This is a genomic window from Variovorax sp. OV329, assembly GCF_900114785.1.
In the GTDB taxonomy this organism is placed as follows: domain Bacteria; phylum Pseudomonadota; class Gammaproteobacteria; order Burkholderiales; family Burkholderiaceae_C; genus Variovorax.
The window spans coordinates 1-16,897 of the sequence record NZ_FOUG01000035.1; the positions used below are offsets into that span (position 1 = coordinate 1).

The window sequence follows — 16,897 nt, forward strand, 5'->3', positions numbered from 1 at the left end:
CACCCGGTTGTTCCTTCTGGAAAGTTCTGAAGCGTCGTAACTCCAGTCTCCCAGACTCTTCCGGGTGAACAACCTATTGAGACATCACAGCTAGCTGTTTGAGGCATTCTCGCCCGCCGCTCTCCGGCCACAGCCCTGAGCGGGACATACTGCACCTACTGAATGGTGCACCCATGATGACGATCACACACCAGGACTTTCGGCCCGTGCTCGACGAGATCAACGCCGAGATCCGCCCCTTGCTCGGCGTCGGCGGGAAGGTCGCCAGCTACATCCCGGCGCTCGCGCGCGTGCCCGCCGCGCAGTTCGGGATTGCGCTTCGAACCTGCAATGGCCACGAGGCCTTTGCCGGCGACGCGGCCGTGCCATTTTCGATCCAGAGCGTGTCCAAGTTGTTCACGCTCACGCTCGCAATGCAGCATCTGGGGGAACGGCTGTGGGAGCGCATCGGCCGCGAGCCGTCGGGCAACCCTTTCAATTCGTTGGTGCAACTCGAGAACGAACAGGGGAAGCCGCGCAACCCCTTCATCAATGCCGGCGCAATCGCGGTGGCCGACCGACTGCTGAGCGTGGGCGACGCCAAGGCCATGATCCTCGCGCTGATGTCGAGCCTGGCGAACGAGGCCATCGCTTTCGACGGCGAGGTTGCCGCATCGGAGGCCGCGACCGGCTATCGAAACTACGCGCTGGCGAACTTCATGAAGAGCTTCGGCAAGATCGACAACGACGTGACGCCGGTGCTGGACATGTACTTTCACCAGTGCGCGATCCGCATGAACTGCTTGCAACTGGCGCGCGCAGCCGCCTTCCTGTGCCGCGACGGCGCGCATCCTTTCGACGGCCGCCCGGCAGTGACCACCGAGCGCCAGACGCGCCGCATCAATGCGCTGATGTTGACCTGCGGCACGTACGACGCGGCCGGCGACGTTGCCTTCTCGATCGGCCTGCCGTGCAAGAGCGGCGTGGGCGGCGGCATCGTCGCCGTGATGCCAGACCACCTCACGCTCGCCGTGTGGTCGCCCGCCCTCGATGCCACCGGCAACTCGCTGCTCGGGATGAAGGCGCTGGAGTTGTTCGTGGCGAAGACAGGCTTGTCGGTGTTCTGAATCAGCCCAAGGCGTTTGGGTGGAACTGACTGGCCATCGGTTCTCGCATGGTCGCGCGGCGCTCAAATTCGCGAACGGGAGAACATACTCACGTGCGGGTCCGCACGTTGCCGGCGGTGCGGCTGCGGTTTTGTAAAGAACTGATCGCAACATGAACCACAACTCGTCTATGCATCCCTCGTTCTTCGTGCTGATGGCGCTGTTGGCACTGATCGCACTGCTGGCTTGTGTCATCTGGTCGATACGCCGCCACCGGGATCCGGATCTCAAGATCGAATGCAATTCTCCGATCGATGAACTCATTGCCTCCCTGGCTGGCCTCACGCTCGGCACCCCGGTTCCCGGCAATAGCGTGGATGTACTTGAAAACGGTCGCTTCTTCGATGTCCTGCTCGAGCACATCGGGCAAGCAGAGCAGTCCATCCACTTTGAAACCTTTCTGTGGAAGGACGGCGAACTCGGCCAACGCCTCACGAATGCCCTGGCCGCACAGGCACGGGTCGGGCGACAGGTACGAGTGCTGCTCGACGCCGAAGGCTCCAAAGGTGTCGGCCGCGCCACGCAGGAAGCATTGCGCTCAGCTGGGTGCAAGCTGGTTTTCTATCACCCCAAAAGCTTGCGAAACATCGGCGTATTCAACGACCGGGATCATCGAAAACTGGTTGTGATCGACGGAAAAGTCGCATTTGTCGGTGGCCACTGCATCGTCGACGAATGGTTAGGCGACGCCGAGGACGGTGTGCACTACGCTGACGTGAGTGTGCGACTCGACGGCCCGATTGTTCACAGCATCCAGGCGGCCTTCAGCGAGAACTGGGCAGGAGAGACCGGCGAGCTTTTCGTCGGTGGCGACGTGTTCCCGAGCCTCGTCCCACGCGGCGAGGTCACCCTGCACGCGGCGTACGCCAAACCGGAGGGCTCGGCACCCGCCGTCAAGATCCTGCATCACACGGTCATCTGCCTCGCGCGCACGCGCATCTGGATTCAGAACCCTTACTTCATCCCTGAACCGGACGCGATCGATGCCTTTGGCCAAGCTGTGCGGCGCGGCGTGGATGTTCGAGTGCTAATGCCGGCCACCAGCGGTTCGGACAACCCGATGGTGCAGCACGCCGGGCACCGCAACTTTGAGAAGTTGTTGTGTTGCGGCGTGCGACTGTTCGAGTATCCACATACCCTATTGCATCAAAAGGTGATGACCGTGGATGGCGTGTGGTGCGCCGTCGGCTCCAGCAACTTCGATGATCGGTCCTTCGAGACTAACGACGAACTGACGCTGGGCATCGCCGATGCGTCCACCGCCGCACGGCTGGACTCGATCTTCGAGCGCTATGCAGCGCGTGCCAATGAGATCGACCTGGAGCGTTGGCGCCGGCGCGGACTTTGGCACAAGGCCAAGGACAATGCCTTCTATCTGCTGAATGAGTTGATGTGAGCCCGACGCCTGCAGCACATGCGCTACGTTTAGAAGCCCTCGCCCGGCGGGCAAATGGGCCTCCGACGAAGTGCAAGGTCAGAAGTCGAGTTGGGGGCCCTAAGCAGCCCTCGAACTCACGCACCGTCTAGCTGGCTCATCACCGGCGTGAGGCGCTAGACGGGGCGATCGGCCGCAAGGCGCGATCTACATCGCGCTGTCGTGACCGGCCGTGGGAAGAGATGAGCACGGCGACCAGGTCCAGGGATCTAAACCGTGGGAACCGTCCCGCCATCGATCACGTGTTCCGAGCCCGACACCGATGCGGCGCGCGGAGACACAAGGAAGGTGATCAGGTCTGCGACCTCGTGCGGCTTTGCCGGCCGACCCACTGGAATGCCGCCGAGCCAGTCCATGACGATCTTCTTGCCGCCCTCATAGTCCGTGCCTGCATGGGCCGCCATGCGTTCGGCGAATGAAGCCGACGCCTCGGTCTCAATCCAGCCTGGCGAAACGCGCAGTACGCGAACACCCTTCGGCGTGACCTCCTTCGACAAGGATTTGCTGTAGGTCGAGAGGGCACCCTTCGCCGCGGCGTAGGCGGTGGTCGACTCCGGGAGCGGCAGTACACGCTGAATCGAGGTCACGTGCAGAACGACGCCTGCGCGCTTTGCCAACATTGCGGGCAGCAGCGCACGGTCGAGACGAACTGCGGACATGAGGTTCAGGTTCAACTCATCGAGCCATACCGCGTCATCTAGGGCCGCGAACCCCCCTGCCGGCGCGCTCGAGCCCCCGAGGGAATTGATCAGGATGTCGACCCCGCCCCAGCGTTCAGTTACCGCGCGCGCAAGCTCTTGCACGCCTTGCGCGGTGGTCAAGTCGGTCTGAACATATGACACACCTTCCAGGGGCTTCTCGGGAGCGGAGCGCGCAGTTGTCATCACGTGCACCCCGGCATCCTTGAGGCTCTTGACGAGAGCGGCGCCCAGGCCCTTCGTGCCGCCCGTGACCAGCGCACGCTGCCCTTTCAGTTGCAGGTCGAAGGTCATGCCGTGATCTCCAGCGAGGCGATCAGGCCGCGTTCGAGACGAAAGCGGTAAGACAGATCGATCGGACTGCCAGGAAAGTTGCCCGTCACCTTGGCTCGGACGACCTGGACGCCGTCCTCACGGTCCAGCGCGAACGGCACGCTGGTCGCCCTGTACTTGGCGGACGCGGCAGCCATGAAAGCCTGGATGGCGTTGACGCCCGTGTAGATGTGGCCGTCGTCCTTCATGACGGCCTGCGCCGTGAAGCAATGGGCCAGGGCTTCAGCGTTGTGTTCGGCCGCGAAGTACGCGGCCATTGGCTCGGGAAGGGTGAAGGCGTTCATGTCGATGGCTCTCTGTGGTCAGTGAGCGCCCGAGGATGCGCGCCGGGATCAATTAAGTGAATATCCTAGAATCAGGATGGTCTGTCCATAAATGCGCGGATCCGAATTCGTGGAGCTGAAAGCCTTCGCTGCCGTGGTCGAACGGGCGAGCTTCGCCCGGGCGGCAGAGCATTTGGGTGTGTCGCCCTCGGCACTCAGCCAGACCATTCGACAGCTTGAAGGCCGGATCGGCGCCCGCCTCCTGAATCGCACCACACGAAGCGTCGCGCCATCGGCCAGTGGCGAGCTGCTCTACAGGCGCATAGCCCCGTTGTTTCGGGAGCTGGCAGTCGCAGTCGCCGAAGCCAGTGAAGCCGCAGGCCGGATGAACGGCACGCTGCGGATCAACACGCTGGGGATCGCAGCGAGAACCACCATTGCGCCAAGGCTTTCACGCTTTCATCAGGCGTACCCCGACGTGGTGCTCGACATCGTGGTCGATGATGCGCTGGCAGACATCGTCGCCGGCCGCTTTGACGCGGGCATCCGCGTTGGCGGACAGCTCGAAAAAGACATGATTGCCGTCCGCCTCACGCCAGACCTGGACATGGTTGCCGTGGCGTCTCCCGACTACCTTGCGCGTCGAGGCATGCCCAAGACACCCGTCGACCTGCATAACCATGCATGCGTCAACTGGCGGCTCCAGATGGACGGAAGGCACTATCGCTGGGAATTCGAGAAAAGGGGGAAACGACTCGAGGTAGCGGTGGACGGCGCCGTCGTCACCAATCACGTTGACATTGGCGTTGCCGCTGCACTGAACGGACTTGGCATCGCCTATCACTTCGAGCGAGATGGAGTGGGTGACCTCCTGGCCCAGGGCCGGCTGGTCCAGGTACTGGCAGACTGGTCAATCTCACGCCCAGGGCTGTTCCTCTACTACCCAAGTAGGCGGCATCGACCGGCCCTCCTCGGTGCGTTTATTGACTGTCTGTTGGACAAGGACTTGGAAGGACAGCCTCGGGAGCCACGGATCGCCAGCTCCGCTTGACCAGGTGCGGCACGCGCTCCGTACTGGCGCGGTTTCGCTTCGATTTCGCTATGCTGCGGGGTGCTGCGCGGGCCTCCAAGCTCGTGCCAGGGGGCGTCCACCTTTCCGCGATCCACAGGAGCAGGTATGACCGGTGCACCGATCGACTCGCCAACGCAAGCCATGCCCGGCGGGGCAATCGCGGCCCGTCTGGCAGGGATCGCGCTCATCGTCGCCGGCGCTGCCGCCACTTTCGCCTACACCGCCGGGTGGCTGACGCCCGCGCGCCTGACGCCGGACAAGCTCGTGGATTCGCTGGCGCCGCCGGGCGGGGCGGTTGCGGGCTTCCGGCGCAACCATGCCAAAGGCATCTGCTTTACCGGCACCTTCGAAGCGAGCGGCGCCGGCACCGCCCTTTCGCGCGCACCCATGTTCGCCGCGGGCAGCTACCCGGTCACCGGCCGGTTCAACCTGGCGGGGCCTGATCCCCGGATGGCCGATGGCACCGGCCGCGTGCGTGGCCTGGGCCTGCGGATCCAGGCGCCGGGCGGCCAGGAGTGGCGCGCCGCGATGATCAATCCACCCTTTTTCCCGGTGGCCACGCCGCAGGACTTCTACGCGCTGCAACAGGCGGGCGCCCGCAAGGACGATCCGAACGCCATGAAGCAGTTCGCCGCCAGCCACCCGTCGCTGCGTGAATTCGGGGCATGGGCCGCCAGTGCGCCCTTCACCTCCTCCTACGCCGAGGATCGCTTCAACAGCCTCAACAGCTTCGTGTTCACCAACGCGCAGGGGCAGGACCAAACCGTGCGCTGGTCGTTCATTCCGGCGGCCGCCATGGTGGCCGTGTCGCCCGAAGAACTCAAGCAGCGCGATCCCGACTTCCTGCGAAAGGAAATCGTCCAGCGGGTTGCCGCCGCCCCACAGAAATGGAGGCTGGTGCTCACGGTGGCCAACCCCGGAGACCACACGGCCGACCCGACCCGAGTCTGGCCGGAGGATCGCCGCAAGGTGGACGTCGGCACGCTGGTGGTGAGCAAGGTGCAAGCGGAGGCCGACGGGAATTGCCGCGACCTCAACTTCGATCCCACCGTGCTGCCCGTCGGCATGCGCACCTCGAACGACCCTTTTCCTGCCGCCCGCTCGGCGGCCTATGCCGTGTCCTACGACCGCCGCACGGCGGAGGCGAAGGACTCTCCGCGTCCCCCCACCGAAGGCAAGCCATGAGCCACGCCAGCCCGCCATTCACCCCTCTTCAGCGCGTGCTGCACTGGAGCATGGCCATCGGCATCGTCGCAATGCTGTTCATCGGGGTCGGAATGATGTCCACGATCGATCGCAACTACCTTTTGCTGGTGAGCATCCACAAGCCGCTGGGTATCGTGATCCTGGTGCTGGCGGTGCTGCGGCTGATCGTGCGGTGGCGCCGCGGGGCACCCCCTTTGCCGGCGAGCATGCCCGCGCCGATGAAGTTCGCGGCGAAGTTGTCGCACTGGACGTTCTATGCGCTGATGATCGCCATGCCTCTTCTCGGATGGGCCATGCTGTCGGCTGGGGCCTATCCGGTGGTCGTTGCGGGCATGCGCTTGCCCTCGCTGGTGCCGGCCAGTGCCAAGCTGCACAGCCTGCTGTGGACCGCCCACAGCACCTTGGCGTTCTGCCTGTTCGCCCTCGTCCTGCTGCATCTGGCCGCGGCGCTCTTTCATGCGTGGGTGCGCCGCGACGGCGTGTTCGAGGCCATGGCACCCTGGCCTCGCGCCCCTCGCTAACGAGGCGCGACTGTCGCTGCCGTGGCGGATGGTCCCGACGCGGCGGCTCCGACACCCAGAGGCGGCCCGATCGCGCCTCTCGGACTGGGCCAACTGCGCAAGGCCAAGCTCTGTGGCGGCTGGGCCATGCAGGGCGTGGAGTCCACGTGCTGCGGTCACTCTTGGAGGATCGAAATTTTGCCCCCCGCGACGCCTAGTACGCACTTGCCGAGGTGCGGGATGACGGTCGCGTCGTCGCCTATCTGTCCGACTACGCTGTATGGTGTCCTTCGGGCCGACGGTGGCCGGCGCGAAGAACTGCTTGAAGGGGGTTCAGCACTTAGCAAGAAGCCGGCAGGTTGAACACTCGAGCTCAATCGACTCGTGTGCCCGGGTGACCGCCTCTATGCGCTTGGCACGCACTGTCAGCTAGCGGGATTGCGTGCCATGACGATCCACGCCGCGCCGTTGATCATCACCGACCGCTCGCCGGGGAGGCCCGCAAAGGCTGCACGGACTGCGGTCGAGGCGCGGGCGCGGAGGTCGTCGGGCTGATCAGCCAACGCCCGCGATAGCGGGCCGACCTCGAGCGCCATCTTCACCGCGTCGTCGATCGCAGCGTCCCGCGTCACGCCCTCGCCAAACGGGACGGAAGCACCGAAAGGCACGATGGCGACTTCAGTGAAGCCGGCTGCCTTCAGGATGCGCGCCACGCGCGCCCGGTCGCCGAACGAAAATGGGCCGGGCGCTTCAGGATCGGGCGGTGCACTGGGCGGTAGGATGCCCTTGATTGCACCCATCGGCAGGCGCACCCAATCGTTCTCGGCCGCGCCGCGCCAGCAGACGAAAGCAACCCGTCCGCCCGGCCGCAGTGCGCGTCGCATATGGGCGAACGCACCTGTCGGATCATCGAAAAACATGACCCCGAAGCGCGAGAACAGGATGTCGAACGCGCCCTCAGGCAACTCGGCGCTGCTGGCGTCGGCCACCTGGAACAGGGTCGACGCATCTCGTGAAGCGAGCGCGCGCGCTCGGCCGATCAACGGTTCTGAAATGTCCACGCCCAGCACTTGGCCCCCGGCGCCGACACGGGCGGCCAGGGTCAGACTCGATGCGCCCGCGCCGCAGCCGACGTCCAGCACGCGTTCGCCCCGCATGGGCGCGGCGGCATCGATCGCGGCCCGGCCGAACACCTCCACCATGGCGTCGAGCCGGGCCTGATTGGCGACCCAGCGCTCCCCGCTTTGACCATTCCAGTCGGTGACCTGGTAGGCATTTTTCTCTGGCATTTCTTCTCCTTGCCCTGGTTCGTTCTCAGTCAGCTACCACGCAACCGAGGAAGGAATCTGTGTTCTCAAGCCAGCATCGATTGCTGGGCAAAGATACCTGCCATCGCCCCCTGCGACGATGCCTGAGTGACCGAGGGCAAGAAGGTCGTGGCGAGGTCGCCGGCGGCGTAGATGCCGGGCACGCTGGTTTGTCGGCGCTCGTCGACCTTGAGGACGATGCCGCTGGGCGTATCGGCCGTGGCGAGGCTCAGTGATTCATGCAGGCTTGCGGACGGCTGGTTGCGCGGATGGGCGAACAGGATGTCGACCGCGACATGGCGGCCGGTATTGAGATTGACGGTGGAGATACGGCCATTGCTGTGGGCGATCTCGACGATCCGGCCATCGACCACAGGCACGTTGCGGTTCGCCAGATCGGCCTGGATATCGGGCGGAATGTCGTGACCATCGGCGAAGACGGTCAGCTTGTCGGTCCAATCGCGGAACAGTCTGGCCTGATTGTGCGACTGCGGGCCAGACCAGACGAGGCCCCAATGCTGGCCAGCGACTTCAAAGCCGTCGCAATAGGGGCAAGGCACGATGGATGTGCCCCAGCTTTCGGCAAATCCCGGGACATCAGGCATCTGGTCAGCGATGCCATAGCTCAGGATCAGGCGGCGCGCCCCGAGGCTTTCGCCATCGGCAGTAAGAACGGAGAAATCGTCGATGGCGCCGGAGACGCTGTCGGCCCGGGCACTGACCAGCCTGACCGTGGGATAACGCGCCAGCTGCTGCCGTGCCTCGGCCAGGATGTCCAGCGGCGGCTTGTGATCGTGGCCGAGCAGGCCATGCGAGTGGCCGGCGAAGCGATTGCGCGGCAGGCCGGTATCGAGAACGGTGACCTTGCGGCGGGCACGGCCGAGTTGTAGGGCAGCGGCGAGGCCGGCAAAGCTCCCGCCGATGATGATGACGTCATTCATGGTGCTGGACTCCGTGGGAGGGTCGGTCAATTAGCGGACTATTGAGTACAGTAATGTGGCGGGGATATAGTAAACTGTCAAGTCCACTAAATATGCCCGTGACCCACCTGCCAACTCCTGCTCCGAAGCCCCAACGCGGGCGGCCGCGCGATCCCGAGCGCGGCCGGCGCATCCTGGAAGCGGCGCAAAGGCACTTCAACGAGCACGGTTTGGAGCGTGCCAGCGTGGATGCCATCGCTGCGGACGCAGGCGTCTCCAAAATGACCGTGTACAGCAACTTTGGCTCCAAGGAGGGGCTGTTCCAGGCGGTCGTGAGCGACAGGACGGCAGCCGTGGTGGCTGGCTTCCCGGGCGCCGGGACGCTGGATCCGGACCAGCCTGAGAAGGTGCTGCTGGAGATCGGCAAACGGTTTCTCGCGCTGGCGCGCGGGGACGCGCTGGGCGCGTTGCGCGCTGTCTATGGCGTTGCGGGCGCGCAGCCGGAGGTCTGCCGCGCGCTGTACAGAGAGGGCCCGGAGCGTGTGAACGAGGAACTGGCTGCCTACCTGCGCCTTGCCAACTCGGCGGGCACGCTAAGGGTTCGGAACCCGCTTCAGGCAGCGGACCTGTTTCTGTCGATGTTCCTTGGCTCCGGGCACATCCGTGGACTGCTGAAGCTCGAGATGCCGGATGCCCGGGAAGACCGGGCTCTTCTTCGGGAAGCCGTACGGGTCTTCTTGGCAGGTTACGGCGCCTAGACTCCACCGTATAGCCTGAGATCGCGAGCAAGCGGCGGGGAAGCGAAGATTTCTGCATGAAACCAGGCTCACAGCCCCGCCGAGGACGATCTCCGGGCCTTCGAGCCACTGTTGAGCAGCGACTTCGGACCTCGACGCCATATGAATCCAATGTCCGCTCTGTCGGAAACCGGTCATTCACATTTCACCGGTCTAGGACCGCAATGGGCACGGGCACGGACCCGCCCATCCACCCTGCCCTCCTGAAGGTCGCTCGACGCTGCGCAGCAGCCGGTCGCAGGTTTCCTGATGCCACTGAGCGGCAGTCCGCGACAGCGCTCGAGCCCTTCTCATCGTTGCGCACTTCCCGCTGTCGGTGATCGGCATCGCCCGCCGATCATCAAGGCACTATTCGGAACGGCAATGGGACTTTCTTGGAAGCACAAAAGCCGGTAGAGCAGCAAAGCAAGTCAGGAGCGCACCGGCGGGATGCAGTCTCGCAGCGCCTCCAGGAAGAGCGCGGCCGCCGCCGGGAGGGACCGCCGCTTTCTCGTGAACAAGCCCGATCTCACGGCTCGCAATCGGAGCGCGCGGCGGCAGTCGCTACGTTTGCCGTGTCCATCATTCGTATCGCCAGCCGGACTGGGACTGGGAAGCGACGTTCTCTTTCGATGAGGCGTTGACAGGGTGTCGAATCATAGAGGTGCGCTTGCAAGCGGCGAAAAACGCGCCATCTCGCGCGGACCCATTAGCCAACTTGTCCATCAGCACCATCTCTTCACCGTAGGCCCCGATGGCCCAGCCGCGCATCGTGGCTCGACAACCTGCTGTGTCGCTCATGGTTTGCCTCCTGTCATGCCGGTGGTGCGCCGGATGGTCGTGACGCCGAGGGGCGTCGAGGTATCTGAGACCGGGGAATGCATGACAAATCCCGGCAAGCGCAAGTTGGAGCAGGATTCGGTCGCTGAAGGCAATCGCAGGCCATGGCCTTCGCAACAGGAGCTCGAGCGCACGGGCCCGCCATCTGCAAACGGCAGGTGCTTTTCCCGGAAGCTGCGGTTAACTGCGTGCGGCTCCGCGCGGTGCTCGGCCGCGACCTATAGTGGGACCGGCGGCAAGCGCATGTCGCGTTGAAAGGCGGCCCATGGACAAGCACGAGAAGCAGGAAGCCGCGGGCACACCGGCCGATGCCGCAGCCGAAGCACGAGTCGACGAGGCCCTGCAGGAGAGCTTCCCGGCCAGCGATCCGCCCTTCTGGACCTTGGGCCCGGAGCGGCCCAAAGCCGCTGAGCCAGCCGACGACCCGCAAAAGGTCCGCATCTACAGCGGCCTCGGCAATGCCGCCGCCTATGCCATCCGGGACTTCCTGCACCGCTGCGACGTGCCGTTCGAGTGGGTGCCGCTGAACGACGACGCGCCAGCGGAACCCTTGTGCGTGTTCCCCGACGGCACCCGCATGGCGGCGCCGACCATCCGGCAGATCACCGACAAACTGGGATGGTTCCGCAACCCCTCACGCACCGAATACGACCTGGCCATCTACGGCGCCGGCCCCGCCGGCCTGAGCGCGGCGGTGTATGCCGCCGCCGACGGCCTGAGCACGGTGCTGGTCGAGCGCTGGGCCCTGGGCGGCCAGGCGGGCAGCACTTCCCGCATCGAGAACTACCTGGGTTTCGACCAGGGCGTCAGTGGCGCCGAGCTGGCCGAGCGCGCCCGCCGGCAGGCGGACAAGTTCGGCGTCGAGATCCTGCTCGCGCGCGAAGGACGGGGCGCGGAACTGCAGCCGGGCCGGGGCGTCGGCATACTGGAGGACGGCACGCGCATCGTTGCGCGCGCTTCGATCTGCGCCACGGGCGTGGCCTACCGCTGCCTCGGCCTGCCGGACGAGAACCGCTTCCTGGGCGCCGGCCTCTACTACGGGGCCGGCGCAAGCGAAGCGCCGCTGACCGCGGGCGAGCACGTGTTCGTCGTCGGAGGCGGCAATTCGGCCGGCCAGGCCGCGATGCAATTCGCACTGCGTGCACGGCAAGTCAGCATCGTGATTCGCGACGACTCGCTGCGCCGCACCATGTCGCAGTACCTGCTGGATCGCGTCGAGGCGGCGCCGGCCGTCGAGGTGCTGGCGCGCACCGAGGTCACTGCGCTGCACGGCAATGGCGTGCTGCGCGAGATCACGCTGCGCGACAACGGCTCCGGCACCGAGCGCCGCGTGCCGACACGCTGGCTGTTCGTCTGCATCGGCGGCGATCCGCAGACGTCTTGGGCCGAGAGCATCGGGATGGTGCGCGATCAGTCCGGCTACATCGTCACGGGGCCGGACCTGGGGCGCGGGCGCGAGCGCCTGCAACGGTGGCCCCTCGACCGCGATCCCTACTACCTGGAGACCAGCATCCCCGGCGTGTTCGCCATCGGCGACGTGCGCCACAACGCGGTCCGGCGCTGCGCCGCGGCGGTCGGCGAAGGCGCGATGGCGGTCGCCTTCGTGCACCGGGTGCTGGACGGAAGCTGAGCAGCGCCGCTGCATCCGAGGCGTCTACTGCACCGGCGCCGACAGGCGCGCCAGTCGCACGGCGAAGCGGAACCAGGGCGGGCGCGCGCGCAGGTCGGCCGCGGCCATGCGCCGCGCCCGCCCGAAATCGCGCTCGAGCATCGCTAGCACCTGCGCTGCCAGCCCCCGGTCCAGGACGGCCATCGTCAATTCGAAGTTCAGGCGGAACGAGCGGTTGTCGAAGTTCGCCGTGCCCACGGTGCACCAGTCGTCGTCGATCAGCGTGACCTTCTGGTGCATGAAGCCGTCCTGGTACCGGTACATCGCCACGCCGGCCTGCTCCAGCGCATCGACATAGGACCAGCCGGACAGGCCCGCCAGCGGGTTGTCCGAGCGCTCCGGCAGCAGCACGCGCACGTCGACGCCGCGCAGGGCGGCAAGTTGCAGCGCGGTCACGAACTGTTCGTCCGGCACGAAGTAGGGGCTGGCCACCCACAGGCGCGAGCGCGCGCGCCCGATGGCCGCGATGAAGAACAGGGTGCAGGTCTCCAGTTCGTCGGCCGGCCCGCTGGGCAGGCACAGCACCGAATAGCCGCCTCCGGCCGCTTCCGCCGGCTCCCACTGCAGGCGCAGGGGATCGCCTGCGGCCCAGTGCCAGTCCTCGCAGAACGCCACTTGCACGCACTGCACGGTCGGCCCCTCGACGCACAGGTGGGTGTCGCGCCAGGGGCCGATGCGCGGGTCGCGTCCGAGGTATTCGTCGCCGACGTTGAGGCCGCCGACCCACGCGCGGCGACCGTCGACGACCACGATCTTGCGGTGGTTGCGGAAGTTCAGGTGCAGCCGGGCGGCGCCGCGGCCCAGCGCGTGGAAGGCCTGCACCTGCACGCCACCTGCACGCAGTGCGCCGACGTAGGCGCGCGGAAGCCCAAGGCTGCCGACCTCGTCGTACAGCAGGTGCACGCGCACGCCGGCCGCCGCACGTTCGAGCAGCCGTGCCTGCAGTTCGCGCCCCACGCGGTCGTCACGCAGGATGTAGTACTGCACCAGAACGTAGTCGCGTGCCGCAGCGACGCCCGCGAAGATCGAGTCGAAGGTGGCCGCGCCGTCGACCAGCAGCGTCGCCGCATTGCCCGCGGTGAACGGTAGCTTGGCCAGCCGCTCGAACGGCACGTCGCGGGTATACCGGGTGTCCGTGAGCAGGCCGCGGCGCCGCAGCGTCGTCTTCATGTGCCGCATGGATTGCAACCCGGCCAGCGCCTCGCGCCGCGTCGCCACGTAGTCTGCGAACCGGCTCTGGCCGAACACCAGGAACAGCGGCAAGGCGAGCAGCGGGAAGGAGACCAGCGCCACCGCCCAGGCGGCCGCGCCCTGTGCGGTGCGAGCTTCCATCACCGCCCGGCCCGCGGCCAGCACGCCCAGCGCCTGCAGCAACGCGTACGCCGCGCCGAGGAGGCCTGCCTGAGCCGCCGTCATTCCATCCCCTCGGGCAGCGGCTCCCTGTCGGCGACTAGGCCACGACCACCGTCTTCACGTTGACGAACTCGCGGATGCCCCAGGTGGATTGCTCCCGGCCGTAGCCCGAATCCTTGACACCGCCGAAGGGCAGGCGCGGGTCCTCCCGCACGCAACCATTGACCCAGGCCATGCCGGAATCGAGCAGGTCGGCGGCGATGCGTTCGCCGCGCTGCACGTCGCGCGTGAGCACGCAGGCGCCGAGGCCGTAGGCGGAATCGTTGGCGGCCGCGATCGCGGCGCCTTCGTCCGCCACCGGCACGATGGCGGCGACCGGTCCAAACAGCTCCTCGTCGAAGGCCGGCATGCCGCGGCGCACGTCGGTCAGCACCGTGGCCGGGTAGAACGACCCGGGGCCTTCGGGTACCGCGCCCCCAAGCAGCAAGCGGGCACCGGCGGCAACGCTGGCCTGTACCTGGGCATGCAAGGCGTCGCGCAGGTCGCCGCGCCAGCGGACCGACCACTGTGTCATCCAGCAGGGGATCGCCGACCCGCGCCGCCGCCATCAGCGCGACGAAGCGCTCCTCGAAGGCGGCACGCACGTCCTTCACCACGATCATGCGCTTGGCCGCGATGCAGCTCTGGCCGCTGTTGCCCAGGCGTCCCTGCGTGCAGATCCGGGCGGCCAGCTCGATGTCGGCATCGGCGAGCACCAGGTAGGGGTCGCTTCCGCCCAGCTCGAGCACGGATCTCTTCAGCTTGCCGCCCGCCGCGCGTGCGATTGCGGCGCCCGCCGGCCCGCTGCCTGTCAGGCTGACGCCGCGCACCAGCGGATGCGAGACCAGCGCCTCGACGTCGCCGCTGGCCAGCAGCAGCACGCGCAACAGGTCCGACGGTAGCTCGGCGCGCACGAGCACGTCCTCGATGGCGAGCGCGCAGCCCGGCACGTTCGACGCGTGCTTGACCACCACCGCATTGCCGGCCGCCAGCGCCGGCACGGCCATCCGGAAGACCTGGTGGAAGGGCCAGTTCCAGGGCTGGACGCCAAGCACCACGCCCAGCGGCCGGTAGACGACGCGGCTGCGGCTGAAGCCGGTGGCAACGGGCGCGTCGGACAGCATGTCGGCGGCGTGCTCGGCGTAGTGCTCGCACAGCGCCGCGCAGGCGCGCACCTCCTCCAGCCCGTTGCTGACCGGCTTGCCCATTTCCTGGGCCATGAGCTGCGCGTACTCGCGCTCCTTGCGCCGCAGGATCCCGGCGGCGCGCTGCAGCGGCGCGGCGCGCTCCGCGAAGCCGGAATACCTCCATTCGAGGAAGGCCGCATGCGCGCGCTCGACGATGCCGGGCAGCGCGGAGGCCGGCGTGAGCTCGTAGCGGGCGATCGCCTGGCCGGTGGCGGGATTGATAGATTCGATGGTCATCTGCCGATCGTCGGCCGATGCAGGCGCCGCATCTTCCCGGCGCTTGCTGGCGCTGCCCGGTTCGTGCGTACTTGTCGTCCGGTGGGTTGCTCGCGACGGGGCGCACCGCCGTGGCGGCGACGCGGCGACGCCTTGGTGGCGATCGTCCCGCCGCCAGTCACGGCAGTCACTCGCGCGAGGGCGGTGTTCCAGGATCCTGCGGCACCTGCTCGAGGGCCGCCGCCTGCGGGGCTGCAGCCGCTTCCGGCGGAATCAGCTTCAGCGCGCGCCACTCGAGCACCGCGCGAGGCAGGTCCAGCCGCCGCTCGATCTCCGCCCGCAGCGGGCCCTCGAAGCGCGGTTCGACCGCAATGCGCAGGAACTCGAAGCGCGCCTGTGCGTACGCCTTCTCCAGCACGTCGACCACCGCCCGCGCGAAACGCTGCATGGACTCATCGGAGGGCTCGCCCGGCCGGGGCATCCCCTCCGGATCGGCCAGCACCTGCACCACGCGCGGCGGCTCGCCGGCGTTGCTGCTGAACTCCAGCAGGCGCACGCGGCCGGCCTCGGCGAGCACGGTCCATTCGGGCTCAGCCATGGCGCGGCCCGCCTGCAGCATCGGCCGCCCGGCGGCGCCGGACCCAGGGCTCGAACATGGTCAGGAAGACCGAGCGCTTCCAGTGCGCATAGGCTTCGTCGAGCCGCGCCTCGTAGTCGCGCAGATACTTCTCGTACTCAGCCTCGCCGGCCGAGGGCGCCGGGGGTTGCGGCGGCTGGACGGACGGCGCCGGCGCACTGGCCGATGACGTGACAGGCCCCTTTGGCGGAAAGCCGGCGGAAGCCAGCCAGGGCGCCCAGTCGGAGCCGGCGACGAAGCCCTGGCGGAAGGGACTGTCCCAGTCCATCAGGCCCTCCAGAGGACTGTCGAGAAGCGGCGGGGATGGAAGATCGGACGAGCTCATGGTGGCTGCGCTGAAGCATTGGCATCCATGTTGCACCAGCGTGCCGGCGAGTGCGAGGCGCAGTCCTGCGGTGTGTGTCGCATGCCTGCGCATCTCGCGCCGTGCCGGCGCGCGGGGACGATGCCCGGCGTAGCCTCGGTTAATTGCCACGACAAAAGGTGAGCCATGACATTCGCCAAGCCGCCGGGCTCGGCATCGACAAAAACGACCTGCGGCGCCACGATGAATTCGTCAACCGCACCACGACCTGCTGCAGCGCGCCTGCGCGATCGCGAGGGCCAACGGGCGCAACGTGGTGCTACCTGGCGACATTACGTTCACCGTGGAAGCCGGCCTGCCCGACCTCGCCGGCGAACTCACCGTCGCGCTGGCGCGCAGCTTCAAGATCGTGGATCGGGAGCTCAAGAATCCCGGCACCGAGGAGTGGGACCGGGCGTTCGCCCTGTTCGACCTGCTGATCTGAAGCGCCGCATGCAACCTGCTGCCCGCGAGGCCCGCGAGGCCGGCGGGGACGAGGCTGCGCGTCACGCCATTTTTCGCCCGGTGAAGGTCCCCGCCATCGATAGTCGCCCACGACCTCCCTGGGAGAAAAATCCCACAACCTTAGTAACTTGAAGTGCCCCGCCGCTTTAGCTTCCTAAGGTTGTGGGAATTTTCGACCAAGACCCAGCAGTAGATGCGGAATCTCGCCCTGGATTCGTCGCGCCAATCCAACAACCAACTCCGGATTGAAGAAGTGAGTCTGTCTTGCTTGTGCAGCCGCAAAGACACTCCGAGAACAGCCACTTGCGCGTGCGATCTGGGAGCGCGCCATCCGTTTAGGCTCGCCCCAGCTTCTAGCTCTCTGGAAGCGCCTCTCGACACTGTCCAGCGAGAGGGGGGGTCGTGTCCCATTCCGTGGTGTAGGTCCAGCCCGGAGAAGGCTGAGATGCACGGTACTCAACGTGCCACTGCAGACAGCCGAGTGGGCGCAGTA

16 protein-coding genes and 1 pseudogene are annotated in these 16,897 nt (G+C 66.6%); 8 read left to right on the forward strand and 9 right to left on the reverse strand.

The window, feature by feature from the left end; genetic code table 11:
• Positions 1-176 precede the first annotated feature (176 nt).
• On the forward strand, positions 177-1,106 hold the full coding sequence (locus BM345_RS28960; RefSeq protein WP_175545209.1) for a glutaminase: 930 nt from the start codon (positions 177-179) through the stop codon (positions 1,104-1,106).
• A gap of 151 nt (positions 1,107-1,257) precedes the next feature.
• Positions 1,258-2,541: a phospholipase D-like domain-containing protein gene (locus BM345_RS28965; RefSeq protein WP_093387161.1), complete on the forward strand. Its 1,284-nt coding sequence runs from the start codon at positions 1,258-1,260 to the stop codon at positions 2,539-2,541.
• Positions 2,542-2,789: 248 nt separating this feature from the next.
• Here the strand turns inward: BM345_RS28965 and BM345_RS28970 are convergent, their stop codons facing one another.
• Both BM345_RS28970 and BM345_RS28975 read right to left on the reverse strand, forming a co-directional pair.
• Positions 2,790-3,572, reverse strand: a complete 783-nt coding sequence (locus BM345_RS28970) for an SDR family oxidoreductase (protein ID WP_093387163.1) — start codon at positions 3,570-3,572, stop codon at positions 2,790-2,792.
• Complete coding sequence (locus BM345_RS28975) at positions 3,569-3,895, reverse strand: nuclear transport factor 2 family protein (RefSeq protein WP_093387166.1); 327 nt, start codon at positions 3,893-3,895, stop codon at positions 3,569-3,571. Before BM345_RS28975 ends, BM345_RS28970 begins: the two co-directional genes overlap by 4 nt.
• Positions 3,896-3,986: 91 nt before the next feature.
• On the opposite strand from BM345_RS28975, the gene BM345_RS28980 reads away from it, so the two are divergent.
• From BM345_RS28980 to BM345_RS28990, 3 genes are all read left to right on the forward strand, one after another.
• Positions 3,987-4,925 carry a LysR family transcriptional regulator gene (locus tag BM345_RS28980; RefSeq protein WP_093387169.1) on the forward strand — a complete coding sequence of 313 codons (939 nt, stop codon included), beginning with the start codon at positions 3,987-3,989 and terminating at the stop codon, positions 4,923-4,925.
• Between the two features lie 162 nt (positions 4,926-5,087).
• Positions 5,088-6,131, forward strand: a complete 1,044-nt coding sequence (locus BM345_RS28985; protein ID WP_093387194.1) for a catalase family peroxidase — start codon at positions 5,088-5,090, stop codon at positions 6,129-6,131.
• Positions 6,128-6,673 carry a cytochrome b gene (locus BM345_RS28990; protein ID WP_093387171.1) on the forward strand — a complete coding sequence of 182 codons (546 nt, stop codon included), beginning with the start codon at positions 6,128-6,130 and terminating at the stop codon, positions 6,671-6,673. Before BM345_RS28985 ends, BM345_RS28990 begins: the two co-directional genes overlap by 4 nt.
• Positions 6,674-7,077: 404 nt before the next feature.
• Here BM345_RS28990 and BM345_RS28995 read toward each other — a convergent pair whose 3' ends face one another.
• Positions 7,078-7,941, reverse strand: a complete 864-nt coding sequence (locus BM345_RS28995) for a class I SAM-dependent methyltransferase (protein WP_093387174.1) — start codon at positions 7,939-7,941, stop codon at positions 7,078-7,080.
• 65 nt (positions 7,942-8,006) lie between these two features.
• A complete protein-coding gene (locus tag BM345_RS29000) occupies positions 8,007-8,900 on the reverse strand; it encodes an NAD(P)/FAD-dependent oxidoreductase (protein ID WP_093387176.1) in 894 nt (297 codons plus the stop codon).
• A gap of 92 nt (positions 8,901-8,992) precedes the next feature.
• Between BM345_RS29000 and BM345_RS29005 the strand changes: the two genes are divergently transcribed.
• A complete protein-coding gene (locus BM345_RS29005) occupies positions 8,993-9,637 on the forward strand; it encodes a TetR/AcrR family transcriptional regulator (protein ID WP_254790052.1) in 645 nt (214 codons plus the stop codon).
• A gap of 600 nt (positions 9,638-10,237) precedes the next feature.
• Here the strand turns inward: BM345_RS29005 and BM345_RS29010 are convergent.
• On the reverse strand, positions 10,238-10,456 hold the full coding sequence (locus tag BM345_RS29010) for a hypothetical protein (protein ID WP_139237673.1): 219 nt from the start codon (positions 10,454-10,456) through the stop codon (positions 10,238-10,240).
• A 304-nt stretch (positions 10,457-10,760) separates the two neighbouring features.
• Between BM345_RS29010 and BM345_RS29015 the strand changes: the two genes are divergently transcribed.
• Positions 10,761-12,125 carry an NAD(P)/FAD-dependent oxidoreductase gene (locus BM345_RS29015; protein WP_093387182.1) on the forward strand — a complete coding sequence of 455 codons (1,365 nt, stop codon included), beginning with the start codon at positions 10,761-10,763 and terminating at the stop codon, positions 12,123-12,125.
• Between the two features lie 24 nt (positions 12,126-12,149).
• Here BM345_RS29015 and cls read toward each other — a convergent pair whose 3' ends face one another.
• From cls to BM345_RS29035, 4 genes and pseudogenes are all read right to left on the reverse strand, one after another.
• Positions 12,150-13,580, reverse strand: a complete 1,431-nt coding sequence (gene cls / locus BM345_RS29020) for a cardiolipin synthase (RefSeq protein ID WP_093387184.1) — start codon at positions 13,578-13,580, stop codon at positions 12,150-12,152.
• Positions 13,581-13,614: 34 nt separating this feature from the next.
• Positions 13,615-14,980: pseudogene (locus BM345_RS29025) on the reverse strand (NAD-dependent succinate-semialdehyde dehydrogenase).
• 166 nt (positions 14,981-15,146) lie between these two features.
• Positions 15,147-15,557, reverse strand: a complete 411-nt coding sequence (locus BM345_RS29030) for a host attachment protein (protein WP_175545210.1) — start codon at positions 15,555-15,557, stop codon at positions 15,147-15,149.
• A complete protein-coding gene (locus BM345_RS29035) occupies positions 15,550-15,864 on the reverse strand; it encodes a hypothetical protein (RefSeq protein WP_093387189.1) in 315 nt (104 codons plus the stop codon). Before BM345_RS29035 ends, BM345_RS29030 begins: the two co-directional genes overlap by 8 nt.
• 379 nt (positions 15,865-16,243) lie before the next feature.
• Between BM345_RS29035 and BM345_RS30440 the strand changes: the two genes are divergently transcribed.
• Entirely contained in the window at positions 16,244-16,384 is a 141-nt protein-coding gene (locus BM345_RS30440; protein WP_217654044.1) for a DUF1931 family protein, read from the forward strand.
• Positions 16,385-16,897: the final 513 nt, after the last annotated feature.